This window comes from Delftia sp. PX-1, assembly GCF_055797465.1.
Window position 1 is genome coordinate 964,540 of record NZ_CP184763.1, and the last position, 15,221, is coordinate 979,760.

Below are 15,221 nucleotides of genomic sequence, written 5' to 3' on the forward strand. Positions count from 1 at the left end.
GCAACATCAACGGCAAGGCGCCCCTTTCGGGGCGCCTTTTTGCTGGGGCGGCCATCGCCGCGAAGACTGCGGTACGGCGCGTTTCAGCGCGAGGCGCGCAGCACCACGCCGTCCAGCGAAGGCGCATGCAGCGGCGCCAGGGGCGAAGCCAGCGGCGGTCCGAAGCGGCGCGCCGCAGTGGCGGGCTGCCGGGTCTCGGCCTCCCACTGCGCGCGGGCCTCGGCGATTTCCTCTCCCGTGCGCGCCACGAAGTTCCACCACAGCAAGATGGCTTCATCCATGGGCTCGCCGCCAATGACCAGCAGGCGGCTGCCGGGCGCCGCTTCGATGGCGACCGAGGGCGTGCCCAGGGGCAGGTAGAGCAATTCCTCCACCGGCAGCGGCTGGCCGTTCACGCGCACGTCGCCTTCCAGGCTGAGCACGGCATGCTCGAAATCGGCGCGCAGCGGCAACGTGGCGACGGCATTGGCGATGCGTGCGCTGTCCGCATGCAGGTCCACGCTCATCAGGGGCGTGTGCACCTCGGCGGGCGACGTCAGGCCCAGCGCCTCGCCGGCCAGCACCGTGGCCGTGAAGTCCCCCACCGTGGTCCTGGGCAGCTCGGGGTAGTGCTGGAAGCGGGGCGGACCGTTGCGGTGCGATTCGGGCAGCGCAATCCACAGCTGGGCGGCGTGGATGTGCGAGGGCGTCTGGCTTTCCTCGGAATGGGCGATGCCGTGGCCTGCCGTCATCAGATTGACCTGTCCGGGCCGGATGATCTGGGTGTTGCCCAGGCTGTCGCGGTGCAGCACTTCGCCGCGGATCATCCAGGTGAAGGTCTGCAGGCCGATATGGGGATGCGGGCCGACCTGCATGCCGGGCGGCGCGGGATCGGCGGGGCCGGCATGGTCGAGAAAGCACCAGGCACCGACCTTGCGCAGGGCGCGCTGCGGAATGGCGCGCTGGATGGGAATGCCGCCCACGTCGGCGGTGCGGGTGGGAAGGTGCTGGGGCTGGGAGTTGGGTGGGGACGTGTCGGACATGGGCGGATCGGCCTGGTTCGTGGGGGAGGCCACCAGTGTCGTGCAGCTCGGCGCAGCAGGCAAACCAGGATCGCAGATATTGGGCCTGTTCGCTGACAGCGCATTCTCAGGAACATTGTTTACATTCGAGGAACGGCCCGGCGCCCGTCCTTTTGGCGGGCGCCGGCCTCACTCTTACAGGAGAAAACGCCATGAATACATCCGTACAGACGCACGCCGAAGCCGCTGAAGAGGCGGTCCAGAGCGCCGTGGAAGTCCAGCGATTCCCCGAGAAATTTGAAGCCACGGTCACCGGCAATGTGCAGCACCGGGTAGGCGATGGCCAACTGGAAGACATTCCGCGTGGCACCCGTGTGCAGGTGGCCACGGCCATCGGAAGCTATGTGCTGTCCTGGACCCAGGAGGATCAGCCGATCACCGTGTCGCTGGCCAAGCGGGAGTTCGAACTCTATGTCGATACGGGGGAGATCGAGGTCAGCGAAGCCTGACGCCGGCCATGTCCCCGTCCACTCCGAAGGCCCTGCGGCATACCTGCCGCAGGGCCTTTTGCATGGTGGCCAGTCCTTCGCTCAGGCGGGCAGCTGCAGCGCGGTCTGGATGTGCACTTCGCCGGCCAGCAGCTTGTGCACGGGGCAGGCCTCGGCCACCTGCAGCAGGCGCTGGCGCTGTTCGTCGTCCAGGTCGCCTTGCAGGGTGATCTGGCGTTCGATCAGGTTGCCGCTGGCCGGCGTGCCTTCGGGGTTCAGGCGCAATTGCACATCCACCTGCTCCAGCTTCCACTGCTTGCGCGCCGCATACATCTGCAGCGTGACCGTGGTGCAGGCGCCCAGGGCCGACAGCAGCAGCTGCAGGGGGTTGGGCGCCGTGTCGCCGCCGCCCTTGTCCGCGGGCTCGTCCACGTGCCAGCGGTGTCCTTGGGGGTCTGCGAGCGTGACGCGATAGGGGGTGTCCGTGCTGGTGGCATGGGCGCTGTGGATCATGGAAGGTCCTTTGTCCTGGGGGTGTCGCAAGAGGGGTGGGGGAGCCAACGGACGACTCTACGCCTGCTTCGCGTCCGCTGCCTGGGGCCGATGCTTCATGCGCAGCGGAATTTTGAGGTAGTGCACGCCGTTGGCCTCGGCCTCGGGCCAATGGCCTGCGTGCATGTTGACCTGGATGGCGGGCAGCAGCAGGGCGGGCGCCGACAGCGTGGCGTCGCGCCGGTTGCGCATGGCCACGAAGCTGGCCTCGTCCACGCCCGCGTGCACATGCACGTTGCCGGCACGTTGGTCGGCAACGGTGGTTTCCCAGGCGTGGCGGTCGCGGCCCGGCGCCTTGTAGTCATGGCACATGAACAGGCGTGTTGCGGGCGGCAGGGCCAGCAGGCGCTGGATGGAGCGGAACAGCGTGCGCGCATCGCCGCCCGGAAAGTCGGCGCGCGCCGTGCCGTAGTCGGGCATGAACAGCGTATCGCCCACGAAGACCGCATCCTCGATGCGGTAGGACACGCAGGCGGGCGTATGGCCGGGCGTGTGCAGCACCTCGATGCGCAGCCCGCCCAGGGGCAGGCTGTCGCCGTCTGCCAGCAGTCGGTCGAAAGGCGGCTCCCCGGCGGGCGCGGGCAGGTTGAAGACGGGGCGGAAGATGCGCTGCACCTCGCGGATGTGCTCGCCCACGGCGATCGGGGCGCCTGTGCGCTCGCGCAGGTACGGGGCCGCGCTGAGGTGGTCGGCATGCGCATGGGTTTCCAGGATCCAGCGCAGGCGCAGGCCCTGGGCCTGCGCGGCGGCCAGCACGGCATCGGCCGAGCCGGTGTGGGCCTGGCCGCTGGCATGGTCGTAGTCGAGCACGGGGTCGATGGCGGCGGCCTCGCCCGTGTTCGCATCCCAGACCAGGTAGGTCACGGTATGGGTGGCTTCGTCGAAGAATGGCGCGATGCGCAGCGGCGAGGTCATGAAAGCACTCCTTTGTCGATGGCTCCAGTGCAGCCTGCCGGCAAGTATATTAGAATTTGCTAAATTAGATTTTTCTTAATCATGAGCCAACCCATCCTCTCCTCCGAACAGGCTTTCCTGCAGCAGGGTGCGGCGCGCGCCGCCGCCCTGCTGCGCGCCGTGGGCAACGAGAGGCGCCTGCTGGTGCTGTGCCTGCTGATCGAGCATGGCGAGCTGTCGGTGGGCGGGCTGCTGGAGCGCATCCCGCTGAGCCAGTCGGCCCTGTCCCAGCATCTGGCGCGCATGCGCGAGGAGGGCCTGGTCGCCTACCGCCGCGAGTCGCAGACCCTGTACTACCGCATCGCCGATCCCGATGCGCAAAAGCTGGTGGCGGCACTCAAGAGCATCTTCTGTCCCTGAAAACACCCACCCCAGGAGTCGTCCCATGTCCCTTCCCCTCATCTCGGCCCAGGCCGCCCGCCAGTTGCAGGCGCAAGGCGCCTGGCTCATCGACATCCGCGCGCCCGACGAACATGCGCGCGAACGCATGGCAGGCGCCCGCAGCATGCCCATGGAGCGCCTGGGTGCCCAGGCCTGGGGCGATGCGCCGGCCGCCGTGGTCTTTCACTGCCGCTCCGGCAACCGCACGCGGCTCAACGCCCAGGCCCTGGCGGCTGCCTTGCCGCCCGGCTGTGCCGGCCATGTGCTCGACGGAGGCCTGGACGCCTGGAAGGCCGAAGGCCTGCCCGTGCTGCACGACAGCCGCCAGCCGCTGGAGCTGCAGCGCCAGGTGCAACTGGGTGCGGGCGGGCTGGCACTGCTGGGCGCCGTGCTCGGTGCCACGGTTTCACCGTGGTGGCACCTGCTCTCGGCCTTCGTGGGCTGCGGTCTGATCGTGGCGGGTGCCACCGGCTTTTGCGGACTGGCGCGCATGCTGATGAAGGCGCCCTGGAATCGGCGCGCCCTGGGGCAGTGACGGTGTCTGCGCTGAAGTCCACCTGACGCCGGCCGGCTGCCCCCCCTCCTTCCCCTGTTCCGGGGACTGTGGAGAACCCCGGACGGCAGTACGATAGCTGTATGACATCTGTTTATGCCCAACGCCGCGCACGCTTGGCCGCCCAGTTGGGCGCCGGCGGCATCGCCATCATTCCCACCGCTCCCGAGCGCCAGCGCAACCGGGACACCGGCTATCTGTACCGCCACGACAGCTATTTCTATTACCTGACCGGCTTTGCCGAGCCCAATGCCTGCCTGGTACTGGCCGCCGATGGCACCAGCGTGCTGTTTTGCCAGCCCAAGGACCTGGAGCGCGAAATCTGGGACGGCATCCGCCTGGGCCCCGAGGCTGCCGTGGCCACGCTGGGCGTGAGCCAGGCGTTCTCCAGCGCCGAGATCGATACGCGCCTGCCCCGCCTGCTGGAGAACCGGGGCCGCCTCTGGTATCCGTTCGCCACGCATGAAGGGCTGGCCGTGCGCGTGGAAGGCTGGCTGGGCCAGGTGCGCGCACGCGTGCGCTTTGGCGCGCTGTGCCCGTCCGAGCAGGGCGACCTGTGCACGCTGCTGGACGAGATGCGCCTGGTCAAGGACGCCCACGAGCAGGACATCATGCGCCGCGCCGCCGCCATCAGCGCCCAGGCCCATATCCGCGCCATGCAGCGCTCGGCGCGCATGCTGCGCGCAGGCCAGGAAGTGCGTGAATACCACCTGGATGCCGAGCTGCTGCATGAATTCCGCCAGCAGGGCTCGCAGTACGTGGCCTACGGCTCCATCGTGGCCGCCGGCGCCAATGCCTGCGTGCTGCACTACCAGGCCGACAAGGCCCCCGTGCGCGCGGGCGAACTGGTGCTGATCGACGCCGGCTGCGAGCTCGACGGCTACGCCAGCGACATCACGCGCACCTTCCCCGCCGATGGCCGCTTCACCGGCCCGCAGCGCGCTCTCTACGAACTGGTGCTGGAAAGCCAGAAGGCTGCCGTGGCGGCCACGCGGGTCGGCGCGCGCTTCAACGATCCGCACGACGCCACCGTGGCCGTGCTGGCGCAGGGCATGCTGGATCTGGGCCTGCTGGATAAAAAGGTCTATGGCAATGCCCAGGACGTGATCGAGCAGCGCGCCTTCTTCCAGTTCTACATGCACCGCACCGGCCACTGGCTGGGCATGGACGTGCATGACTGCGGCAGCTATGTGGAGCCTTCGGAGCTGGGCCAGTCGCACGAGCGCAAGGACCCGCTGTCGGGCGAGACCATCACCAACCGCCCCAGCCGCATCCTGCGTCCGGGAATGTGCACCACCATCGAGCCGGGCATCTACGTGCGCCCTGCGGCCGGCGTGCCCGAGCAGTTCCACAACATCGGCATCCGCATCGAGGACGATGCCATCGTCACCGAGACCGGCTGCGAGCTGATCACGCGCGGCGTGCCCGTGGAGCCCGACGAGATAGAAGCCTTGATGCGTGACTGACAACGCCAGCCTGCCCACCACCGGCCCCGTGTCCACTCTCATGCCCGCCCCATCGGCCTATGCCGCACCCGCACTGCCCCGGCTGAGCTGGCGCATCTTCACGGTGCTCTGGCTGCTGGGGCTGCCCGGCGTGGCGGCCATGGCCTGGTTCGTGCTGCCCGACTGGATGCGCATGCTGGGCCTGCCCGTGGAGCCGCTGGTCACGCCGCTCACCGGCATTGGCGTGATGGCCGCGCTGCTGGCCCTGCCCGTGGGCGTGGGCGTGTGGCTGGGGCCGCGGCTGGGCCTGTCCGCACCGCTGCTGACCACCTGGGTGGCCGGGCGTTCGCCCCAGCGCGCCGTGCGCTACCTCACGCTGCCGGGGCTGGCCGGGGGCGTGGTGGGCGCGGCCTGGCTGGTGACCCTGGCCCTGGCCTGGCCCGACGACCTGACCCTGATCGACCCCGTCTACGCCATGCCGCTGGGCGCCAAGATGCTGTACGCGGGCATCACGGCCGAGCTGGTGATGCGGCTGGGCGGCATGACGCTGGTGATGTGGCTGCTGTGGCGGCTGAGCGGGCGCACAGACCGCCGCCCGGGATGGACGCTGGGCTGGTGGTCCGTCATGCTGTCGGCCCTGCTGTGGGGCATGCTGCAGCTGGCCCTGGCCTGGAGCACCTGGGGCGGCCTGTCGGACGCGCTGGTGCTGCAGTTGCTGCTGTTCGAGGTCGTCCACGGCGCCGTGGGCGGCTTCCTGTTCTGGCGCTATGGCCTGGAGGCGGCCATGGTGGCCCATGCCATCACCTACCTGCTCTCGCACGGGCTGGTGTGAGGCCTGGCGTCTGCGCAATGACACCGCCAGGATGAAGCGTCACAGAAGCCTCAGCGAGCCGAACAGGCCCTCGGTTTCGTCCTCGGGGCCGGCGGCGAAGTAGAGCGCGTCGCTGTCGCCCAGGGCCACGCCGTTGCCGAACTGCAGGGCCCACAGGCCGGGGATGGCCACGGGGCGGTCCTGCGCGTCGCGCAGATCGTCCACATAGCGGCCCGTGGACAGGTCGAAGGCACAGATGCGGCCTGCTCCCCCGAAGTTGCCGACCAGCAGGTGCCCCGCCAGTGCGCCGAAGCCGTCAGGAGCGATGGCCACGCCCCAGGGCGCATTCAGGCGTCCATCGTCCTCATAGATGCGCAGCAGGCGGCCGTCGAGGTCGAACTCGGCCAGCCTGCCGCGCGCAGGCCGGTTGCCGCTGGCCGCTTCTGCGGCTGCGTCCAGCGCATCCTCCTCGCCGGCATGGAACGCCAGGGGATCGTCCGGGTCGGGCTGGCTGATCGCATAGAGCACGAACACGCGGTCGCGGCGGCCGTCGTTGACGACCTGGATGTTGAAGGGCACCGGATCACCGGGCCGGGCCTCGCCTGCCGCGCCTGATGCGAACGGGTTGGCGAAGCCCTGAGTGGGCACCAGTTGCCACTGCGCGTCCAGCGTGCGGATCTGGGGCCGGGCGCCGAAGTCGGCCATCCACACGCGGTCCCATCGGCCCGTGTGGATGGCGGCCCCGAAGAAAGCCATGCCCTGGTCGGCGCCATTGAACATTTCCACCGCAGGGCCGTCCACCCGGACGATGGCGCCCGTCTGCGCATCGCGCTCCGTCCAGGCGCTGACGCTGCCGCTGTCGGTCACGAAGACGAAGCGGGCCGAGCCCTCGAGCAGGCGTCCGGCGGCAGGCTGCTGCCGGACCCGCAGCAGCTGCGAGTCCAGGGGCGCACCGTTGTAGACCACGCCGGTGACTTTGCCGGCACTGTCATCGCCGGTCAGGGCATCGGAGCGCGGAACGGCCACTTCGCGCAGGCCGTCCTGGTGCAGGGCGCGCATCCCGGGATCGGCCGAGCGAGCCACGTCACCGATGAACTGCCAGGACGTGCCCCCGCCGCCAATCCAGAAATGGCCTCCCGCGCCGGCCGGGCGGATGGCGATGCCCCAGCCGTTGACGAAGCCGGGCTGCGTGAAGCGCGCGCCGTAGCGCGCATGGCTGGCGAGCAGGGGAGTCTGGACATAGCGGTTGGCGGCAACATCGCCACCCGCGCCGCAGGCGGTCAGCGCCGGGGAGGCCAGGGTGGTCAGAACAAAGCGTCTGCGGTCAAGCATGGTGGATTTCCTGGTGGCATGGCAAAGCTGTGGATGGACTGGCTGAGCATGCGAAACCAAGGGGAACCGTATGTTCTGGCTGCGGCCTGCGGGCCTGGTGGACCACAGGAATATGAAGGCGATGCTAGGAAGCAGGGGCGGGCCGCGTCAATGTGGACCAGTCTGATTCTGTGGTGTCCTGCGGCGCGGTGAGCATTGCGAACGCGGCGGGCAAAACTGCTTTCACAGGAGGCCGGCATGGCACAGCGCCTTTGCCGGGAATGCTGCCGTGCAGCATCAAAAGCAATAGCGGCAAAGGCAGTGCACCGCAGTGTTCGGCGATGGCAACGGCATCCGGCCGCCCCCTTGCGCAGGCTCAGGACGCGGGGTCTTCAGGCCCGCACCGCATGCCGGAATGTTGCCTTCATGTAACCGCATTCGTGTGAGAATTGAAACCCGATTACAAACCCTGAGCGAGAGACATTCCATGCAAGTGAGCCGTGCCACCAAGATCGTCGCCACCCTGGGCCCCGCTTCCAGCGACCCGCAACTGCTGGAACAGATGGTGCGCGAAGGCGTCAACGTGGTGCGCCTGAATTTCAGCCACGGCAAGGCGCAGGACCACATCGACCGCGCCACCATGGTGCGCGAGGCGGCCCAGCGCGCAGGCCGCGAGGTGGCCATCATGGCCGACCTGCAGGGCCCCAAGATCCGCGTCGGCAAGTTCGCCGAAGGCAAGGTCATGCTGGAGCCCGGCGCGCGCTTCGTGCTCGACGCGTCGCGCACCGAGCCCGGCGACATCAACGGCGTGGGCCTGGACTACAAGGAACTGCCGCGCGACGTGAAGCCCGGCGACGTGCTGCTGCTCAACGACGGCCTGATCGTGCTCACCGTGGACCATGTGCGTGGCGACGAGGTGCACACCACCGTCAAGCTCGGCGGCGAACTGTCCAACAACAAGGGCATCAACAAGCAGGGCGGCGGCCTGACGGCCCCGGCGCTGACGGCCAAGGACATGGAGGACATCAAGACAGCCATGAGCTTCCAGGCCGACTACGTGGCCGTGAGCTTTCCCAAGAACGCCACCGACATGGAGATGGCGCGCCAGCTGTGCAACGTGGCTGCGGCCCAGTACGGCCACAAGCCCGGCCTGATCGCCAAGATCGAGCGCGCCGAGGCCATTCCGCGCCTGGAAGAGATCCTGCATGTCTCCGACGGCATCATGGTGGCGCGCGGCGACCTGGCCGTGGAAGTGGGCAACGCGGCCGTGCCCGCGCTGCAAAAGAAGATGATCCGCATGGCGCGCGACATGGACAAGTTCGTGATCACCGCCACGCAGATGATGGAAAGCATGATCACCAACCCCGTGCCCACGCGCGCCGAGGTCAGCGACGTGGCCAACGCCGTGCTGGACGGCACGGACGCCGTCATGCTCAGCGCCGAGACCGCCGCCGGCAGGTACCCGCTGGAGACCGTGCAGGAAATGGCCAAGATCTGCGCCGCCGCGGAAGCGGCCGAAGACCCGGACAGCGATGCCGAGTTCACCGGCCGCCAGTTCTCGCGCATCGACCAGTCGATCGCCATCGGCGCGCTGTTCACGGCCCACCACCTGGGCGCCAAGGCCATCGTCGCCATGACGGACAGCGGCTCCACCGCGCTGTGGATGAGCCGCCACCGCATCCACATCCCCATCTACGCGCTCACGCCCAAGATCTCCACGCAGCGCAAGATGGCCATGTACCGCAACGTGCGCCCCCTGCTCATGGACACCAGCGCCGACCGCGACACCGCGCTGGACCAGGCCGAAGGCCATCTGCGCGCGCGCAACATCGTGCAAAGCGGCGATGTCTACGCCATCACCTGCGGCGAGCCCATGGGCCAGCCCGGTGGCACCAACATGCTCAAGATATGTCGTGTGAACTGATACGCACGCATCCGCTGCGCGTCAGTGATTGAACCCACCCGGGACAGGCCCACAGGCCTTCCCGGGTTTTTTGTTTCAGAGCGTGCCTGAGCCCAGGCGTGCCGGCAGCGGCCCGCCTGCACGGCGGCGCCACAGCGCGGCATGCCAGACCAGGGTGGCGCTGCAGATGCCCACGATGGCGCCGCCGACCACATCGGACGGGAAGTGCACGCCCAGGTGCACGCGGCTCCAGGCCATGCCCAGGGCCAGCGACCAGGCTGACACCATGACCCAGCGGCGGTGGCGCGTGCAGCCCAGGGTCAGCGCCTGGGCCAGGGCAAAGGCGCCCGTGGCGTGCATGCTCGGAAAGCTGGACCGCAGCGCGTGTTCCACCCATTGCACGCCCATGCCCAGCTGGGCAGGACGCGGCGCCGGGAAGCCCCAGCGGATCAGCCGTGCCACGGCCCAGGCGGCCAGCATGGACAGCAGGGTCAGCACCAGCGTGCGGCGCAGGGCGGGCGAGCCGCGCAGCAACCCGGCCATCACGGGAAGGGCGCACAGCGAGGGAAGCCAGGAGGAGATGGCGCGCGCCGCCTCGATCGAGATGGCGGGCGTTTGCGCGTTGGCGTTCAGCAGCGTGAACAGGGCGGGGTCCAGGGGCAGCATGGCAACGCTTGATCAGGGAGTGGAAGGCGGAAGGCTGGCGGCGGGCCACAGGGAGTCAGGCGCGCTGCCCCGGGTGCGCAGCGCACGCGTGACCGCCAGGTCGAAGAGCCAGCCCGCCGTCCAGCACAGCCAGCCGGTCCACAGCGTGTGGCTCATGAAATGGGCGCCGCGCATCTGCTGGGCCAGGCCCATCGACAGGCCTGCGGCCAGCGAGACGGCCAGCCAGATCCAGGCTGCGCGCGGTGCATGGCGGCGCAGCGCGAAATAGCCGGCCAGAAAGGCGAAGCCTGCCGAGGCGTGGCCTGCGGGAAAGCAGCGGCCCGGCCCGCCGTCGGCCAGGCCCATCGACCAGTGCGAGACATGGCGCGCCACGCCGCCGAACTCGGCCAGGTCCCAGGGGCAGCTGGTCGCGCTGGTGTACTTGAGCAGCGAGATCAGGGCCAGCGACAGCAAGATGCCCGCCACCAGCTGCACGCGCCGCCCGTGAGGCAGCAGGCGCAGCGGGCCGATGGGCCGCCAGACGCACAGCGTCAGGCCCAGCACCACCAGCCAGGCCAGGCGGCGTGCGCCTTCGTGGGCGATGTTCACGAAGAACCAGTCCGAACGCAGCGCAAAGCCATCGGCGTCGCCAAACCAGCGGGCCATGGCCAGGTCCAGGGCGCCGGCATCCCAGGCCAGGACCACGGCCAGGGCCGCCAGGGTCCACAGCAGGGTGCGTTTGAAGGAGGGACCCTGCGCGGGGGCTGCGGAAAAATATCGGGGGTCGGGTGTCGGCATGGCCGGCAGCATGAGAAGCGCGGCTTAAACCCGTCTTAACGCATGCCCCGGCGTGCGGCCATCGTCTGGCGCCGCAGCCGGCAGCGGCCATTGCACAATGCGCGCATGCGAATACTGGTCGTCGAAGACAACGCGGGCATTGCCGCAGGCCTGCAGGCCAATCTGCAACAGCGCCGCTATGCGGTCGACGTCTGCTCCACCGTGGCCGATGCCTGGCATGCGCTGGAGATGGAGCGCTTCGACGCAGTGCTGCTGGACCTGGGCCTGCCCGATGGCGATGGCAGCGAAATCCTGCGCCGCCTGCGGAGCCCGCGCCGTCCGGGTAGCGACAGCCACGCCCTGCCGGACCCCAACACGCCCGTGCTCATCCTCACCGCGCGCGACCAGGTGCGCGAGCGCATCGCCGGGCTGGACCTGGGTGCCGACGATTACCTGGTCAAGCCCTTCGACATCGACGAGCTGGAGGCGCGGCTGCGCGCCATGCTGCGCCGCGCAGGAGGCCAGGCGGCACCCGTGATCCGCCATGGCGAGCTGGAAGTCGATCCGGCCGCGCGCACCGTGCGCCGCGACGGAAAGCTGGTGGAGATGTCGCCGCGCGAGTTCTCCGTGCTCTGGGTGCTGCTGCAGGCGCGCGGGCGCGTGCTCTCGCGCCAGCAGATCGAGGAACATCTCTACAGCTGGGGCACGGCCGTGGAAAGCAATGCCGTCGAGGTCCATATCCACCACCTGCGCAAGAAACTGGGCAATGCCAGCATCGTCACCATGCGCGGCGTGGGCTATTTTCTTCCTGCGGAGAACCCATGAGCACCGCGCAGCAGCGCCGCCCCTCGCTGATCTGGCATCTGATGGCCTGGATGCTGGGCGCGCTGGTCGTGGTCTGGGCCAGCTTCGTGGCGCTGGGCTACCAGACCGGCGTGCACGAGGCCGACGAGCTCACCGACGGCCACCTGGCCGGCGTCGCTGCGCTGGTGCTCAACCTGGAAGTCGCAGGCGCCGTAGGCCAGGGAGCAGCCACGCCCGTGCATGAGCCCCCCGGCCTGATGGCCCACGACTACCAGCAGTCGCTGAGCGTGGCCCTGTGGGATGGCGCGGGGCGGCTGATCTCGCGCACGGGCGATGCGCCCGAGCCCGCCTTCGACACCGAGCAGGGCTTTGCCACCCTGCGCCTGGGTCCCGAGCATCGGGCCTGGCGCAGCTTCACCCAATGGAGCCGCGACCATGCACGCAAGGTCAGCGTGATGATCGAGCTGCAGGAGCGCGACGAACTGGCCGACGACATCGCGGGCCAGATGATCGAGCCGGGCCTGTGGCTTTTGCCTGTGGTCGCGCTGGCGCTGGGGCTGGCCATTCGACGCGGCATGCGGCCGCTCAACGAACTCTCGCGCGAGGTCGAGCGCCTGGACCTGGCCCAGGCCGAGCGCGTCTCGCACCGCCACGCGCTTCGGGAATTCATGCCCGTGGTGAACTCCATCAACACCTTGCTGGACCGCCAGCAGGAGGCGCTGGAGCGAGAGCGCAGCCTGGCCAACGAAGTGGCCCATGAACTGCGCACGCCGCTGGCCTCCATCGCCTTGCAGGCGCGTGCCTTGGGCGATGCGCCGGCCGGCGCCATGGATGCCCCGGCCCAGCGCGCCGCGCTGGCGCGCATAGGCCAGGACGCGCTGCACGCCGGCCATGTGCTCAGCCAGCTGCTGGCACTGGCGCGCGCAGGACGCGCCATGCTGGCCGACCCGCCCGTGCCCGTGGACCTGGCCGCGCTGGCCCGTCAGGTGGTGGCCGCCCATGCGCAGGCGGCCTGGCAGCGCGGCTGCAGCCTGTCCGTGCAGGCGCCTGAGGCACTGGGCGTGATGGGCAATGCCGTGCTGCTGGAGCTGGCGCTGCGCAACCTGGTGGAAAACGCCCTCAAGCACACACCGCACGGCACGCAGATCGAGGTGCAGGCCGGGCAGGGGCCGGATGGCGAGGTCTGGCTGCAGGTCTGCGATGACGGCCGCCGTGACGGCGCAGAGCGCGCGGCAGCGCCCGTGGACAGCCTGCACCTGGGCCACGAGATCGTGGCGCGCGTGCTGCGCGCCCACCAGGGAAGCTTTGGCGAGGCCGCGCCGCCCGAAGGCTTCACGACCTGCTACCGCATGGGAATGCCCGGGACAGGGTTGGCGGCAGCTGGTTAAAATCGCCAGTTACCAAGCGGTTACTACCGCGATCCCCCGGCCGCAGCCCCGCAGCGAACCCATGACGCAGCGGCGGCCGCCATGCGGCAGGGGCATCCCCCTCTCAACAACTTGATACGGACCCTACACATGCCTCTCGTTTCGATGCGCGAACTGCTGGACCACGCTGCCGAAAACGGCTACGGTCTTCCCGCCTTCAACGTCAACAACCTGGAGCAGGTGCAAGCCGTGATGTCGGCCGCCGACGAAGTGGGCGCGCCCGTCATCCTGCAGGCCAGCGCAGGCGCCCGCAAGTACGCCGGCGAGCCCTTCATCAAGCACCTGATCCAGGCCGCCGCCGAGCAGTATCCCCACATCCCCCTGGTCATGCACCAGGACCACGGCACCTCGCCCGCCATCTGCCAGGGCGCGCTGAACCTGGGCTTCGGCTCGGTGATGATGGACGGCTCGCTGATGGAAGACGGCAAAACGCCTTCCTCCTTCGAATACAACGTGGACGTGACCCGCAAGGTCGTGGAAATGGCCCACAAGCTGGGCGCCACCGTCGAAGGTGAACTCGGCTGCCTGGGCTCGCTGGAAACCGGCATGGCCGGCGAGGAAGACGGCGTGGGCGCCGAAGGCGTGCTCGACCACTCGGCCCTGCTGACCGACCCCGAGGAAGCGGCCCAGTTCGTCAAGGCCACGCAGCTGGACGCGCTGGCCATTGCCATCGGCACCAGCCACGGCGCCTACAAGTTCACGCGCAAGCCCACGGGCGACATCCTGTCCATCCAGCGCGTCAAGGAAATCCACGCCCGCCTGCCCAACACCCACCTGGTCATGCACGGCTCCTCCTCCGTGCCCCAGGAACTGCTGGAAATCATCCGCCAGTACGGCGGCGCCATGAAGGAAACCTACGGCGTGCCCGTCGAGGAAATCCAGGAAGCCATCAAGCACGGCGTGCGCAAGATCAACATCGACACCGACATCCGCCTGGCGATGACCGGCGCCGTGCGCAAGTTCCTGGCCGAGAACCCAGAGAAGTTCGACGCCCGCGAATGGCTCAAGCCTGCCCGCGAAGCCGCCAAGCAGATCTGCAAGGCCCGCTACATCGAGTTCGGCTGCGAAGGCCAGGGCGCCAAGATCAAGGGCTACACGCTGGAGCAGATGGCCGCCAAGTACGCTGCCGGTTCGCTGCAGCAGGTCGTGAACTGATCGGTTCCTTCCCCTTCAAAAAAGCCCGCCGGTCCGCCCTGCGGGCTTTTTTGCTTTCAGCGCGGCGCGGGGGCCGCAGCCGGTGACCGCTGGGGTACGGCCATGGCCATCTCGTCATCGGGCACCACGGGCTGGGGGTGGCTGGCGTTCCAGCCCGACACCAGCAAGCTGGTGCCCGACAGCACCAGCAGCAGGCAGACCATCCATTCGACCAGCCGCTTGGGCAGGGCGGGCGGATGGCGCATGTGCAGCCAGGTCACCACCGTCACCACGGGAAAGGCCAGGGCCGCCGCCAGCAGCACGCTGGCGGTGATCTCGCCCTCCCAGGCCACCATGGCCAGGCGCAGCAGCGCGCAGGTGAGGAACATGGCAAACAGGCACTGGCGCACCACCAGGCGGTCCAGCGGCTGGCGGTACAGGTGGTAGACCATGGGCGGGCCCGGCGTGGCAAACAGGCCGCCCAGCACCCCCGATGCCACACCGGCCACCCACAGCGACACCGGCCCCGACACCTGCGCGTTGACCTGCTTTTGCAGCAACAGCAACAGCGCGCAGGCCACGATGGCCAGGCCCAGCAGCATGCGCAGCCCGCTCAGCGCATTGCCGCTGAGCCACTGCAGCAGCAGCACGCCGCCGATCACGCCGATGACGCTGCTGATCAGCATGGGCTTGAGCAGCGTCCACTGCGGCACTTGGCGGTGGGCGCGCAGGTAGGCCACGCCGTTGACCACGGACAGCAGGCAGGCCACGTTGGCCGCATCGCCAATGCCCATCAGGTGCGTGGCACCGGCCACGCCCACGAAGATCAGCCCGAAGGCAAAGCCCGTCAGGTTCTGGCAAAACGTCGCCAGGCCCACCAGGGCCAGGAACATCACATACTGGATCACGCTCATCGAAAGGCTTTCTGGCGCGCCGCTGCGCCGAACCGGCGACGCTAACACGGAGCGCCTTCGCCTGCCCGGGCGCCGAAGTCACCAGCGGGCGCCCCAGGCCAACGTGCCAGGCCGGCGTGTC

The 15,221-nt window shown here is 69.0% G+C and carries 16 protein-coding genes; 9 read left to right on the top strand and 7 right to left on the bottom strand.

Features of this window, described 5'->3' with window-relative positions; translation table 11 throughout:
• Positions 1–83: 83 nt before the first annotated feature.
• The gene (locus ACN20X_RS04465) at positions 84–1,022 is read right to left on the bottom strand and encodes a pirin family protein (RefSeq protein WP_473210321.1); all 939 of its coding nucleotides are present in this window, start codon (positions 1,020–1,022) and stop codon (positions 84–86) included.
• Between the two features lie 191 nt (positions 1,023–1,213).
• On the opposite strand from ACN20X_RS04465, the gene ACN20X_RS04470 reads away from it, so the two are divergent.
• Complete coding sequence (locus ACN20X_RS04470) at positions 1,214–1,510, top strand: hypothetical protein (protein ID WP_016449848.1); 297 nt, start codon at positions 1,214–1,216, stop codon at positions 1,508–1,510.
• 81 nt (positions 1,511–1,591) lie between these two features.
• On the opposite strand, the gene ACN20X_RS04475 is transcribed toward ACN20X_RS04470, so the two are convergent.
• Together ACN20X_RS04475 and ACN20X_RS04480 are read right to left on the bottom strand one after the other, a co-directional pair.
• A complete protein-coding gene (locus ACN20X_RS04475; RefSeq protein WP_016449847.1) occupies positions 1,592–2,002 on the bottom strand; it encodes an OsmC family protein in 411 nt (136 codons plus the stop codon).
• A 57-nt stretch (positions 2,003–2,059) separates the two neighbouring features.
• Complete coding sequence (locus ACN20X_RS04480; RefSeq protein WP_017404645.1) at positions 2,060–2,956, bottom strand: MBL fold metallo-hydrolase; 897 nt, start codon at positions 2,954–2,956, stop codon at positions 2,060–2,062.
• Between the two features lie 81 nt (positions 2,957–3,037).
• On the opposite strand from ACN20X_RS04480, the gene ACN20X_RS04485 reads away from it, so the two are divergent.
• The 4 genes from ACN20X_RS04485 (at position 3,038) to ACN20X_RS04500 (ending at position 6,206) form a co-directional block, all read left to right on the top strand.
• Positions 3,038–3,355, top strand: coding sequence for an ArsR/SmtB family transcription factor (locus ACN20X_RS04485; RefSeq protein WP_016449845.1), 318 nt, complete (start codon positions 3,038–3,040; stop codon positions 3,353–3,355).
• Positions 3,356–3,380: 25 nt separating this feature from the next.
• Entirely contained in the window at positions 3,381–3,911 is a 531-nt protein-coding gene (locus ACN20X_RS04490) for a rhodanese family protein (protein ID WP_017404647.1), read from the top strand.
• 101 nt (positions 3,912–4,012) lie between these two features.
• Positions 4,013–5,395 (top strand): aminopeptidase P N-terminal domain-containing protein, encoded by a 1,383-nt coding sequence (locus ACN20X_RS04495; protein ID WP_312840817.1) that lies wholly within the window; start codon positions 4,013–4,015, stop codon positions 5,393–5,395.
• Positions 5,388–6,206 (top strand): hypothetical protein, encoded by an 819-nt coding sequence (locus ACN20X_RS04500; RefSeq protein WP_016449842.1) that lies wholly within the window; start codon positions 5,388–5,390, stop codon positions 6,204–6,206. Before ACN20X_RS04495 ends, ACN20X_RS04500 begins: the two co-directional genes overlap by 8 nt.
• Positions 6,207–6,245: 39 nt before the next feature.
• On the opposite strand, the gene ACN20X_RS04505 is transcribed toward ACN20X_RS04500, so the two are convergent.
• Positions 6,246–7,517, bottom strand: a complete 1,272-nt coding sequence (locus ACN20X_RS04505) for a TIGR03118 family protein (protein WP_016452063.1) — start codon at positions 7,515–7,517, stop codon at positions 6,246–6,248.
• Between the two features lie 466 nt (positions 7,518–7,983).
• Between ACN20X_RS04505 and pyk the strand changes: the two genes are divergently transcribed.
• The gene (pyk, locus tag ACN20X_RS04510; protein ID WP_016449840.1) at positions 7,984–9,420 is read left to right on the top strand and encodes a pyruvate kinase; all 1,437 of its coding nucleotides are present in this window, start codon (positions 7,984–7,986) and stop codon (positions 9,418–9,420) included.
• Between the two features lie 75 nt (positions 9,421–9,495).
• Here the strand turns inward: pyk and ACN20X_RS04515 are convergent, their stop codons facing one another.
• Both ACN20X_RS04515 and ACN20X_RS04520 read right to left on the bottom strand, forming a co-directional pair.
• Positions 9,496–10,065: a phosphatase PAP2 family protein gene (locus tag ACN20X_RS04515; protein WP_279493590.1), complete on the bottom strand. Its 570-nt coding sequence runs from the start codon at positions 10,063–10,065 to the stop codon at positions 9,496–9,498.
• A gap of 12 nt (positions 10,066–10,077) precedes the next feature.
• Positions 10,078–10,854 carry a phosphatase PAP2 family protein gene (locus ACN20X_RS04520; protein WP_279493589.1) on the bottom strand — a complete coding sequence of 259 codons (777 nt, stop codon included), beginning with the start codon at positions 10,852–10,854 and terminating at the stop codon, positions 10,078–10,080.
• A gap of 93 nt (positions 10,855–10,947) precedes the next feature.
• Here ACN20X_RS04520 and ACN20X_RS04525 point away from each other — a divergent pair, with 93 nt between their 5' ends.
• From ACN20X_RS04525 to fba, 3 genes are all read left to right on the top strand, one after another.
• Positions 10,948–11,646, top strand: a complete 699-nt coding sequence (locus ACN20X_RS04525; RefSeq protein WP_034363543.1) for a response regulator transcription factor — start codon at positions 10,948–10,950, stop codon at positions 11,644–11,646.
• Positions 11,643–13,013: a histidine kinase dimerization/phospho-acceptor domain-containing protein gene (locus ACN20X_RS04530; RefSeq protein ID WP_043791552.1), complete on the top strand. Its 1,371-nt coding sequence runs from the start codon at positions 11,643–11,645 to the stop codon at positions 13,011–13,013. The genes ACN20X_RS04525 and ACN20X_RS04530 overlap by 4 nt, the downstream gene beginning before the upstream one ends.
• Before the next feature lie 129 nt (positions 13,014–13,142).
• Entirely contained in the window at positions 13,143–14,207 is a 1,065-nt protein-coding gene (gene fba, locus ACN20X_RS04535) for a class II fructose-bisphosphate aldolase (protein WP_013804528.1), read from the top strand.
• A 56-nt stretch (positions 14,208–14,263) separates the two neighbouring features.
• Here fba and ACN20X_RS04540 read toward each other — a convergent pair whose 3' ends face one another.
• The gene (locus ACN20X_RS04540; RefSeq protein ID WP_012202868.1) at positions 14,264–15,100 is read right to left on the bottom strand and encodes a sulfite exporter TauE/SafE family protein; all 837 of its coding nucleotides are present in this window, start codon (positions 15,098–15,100) and stop codon (positions 14,264–14,266) included.
• Positions 15,101–15,221: the final 121 nt, after the last annotated feature.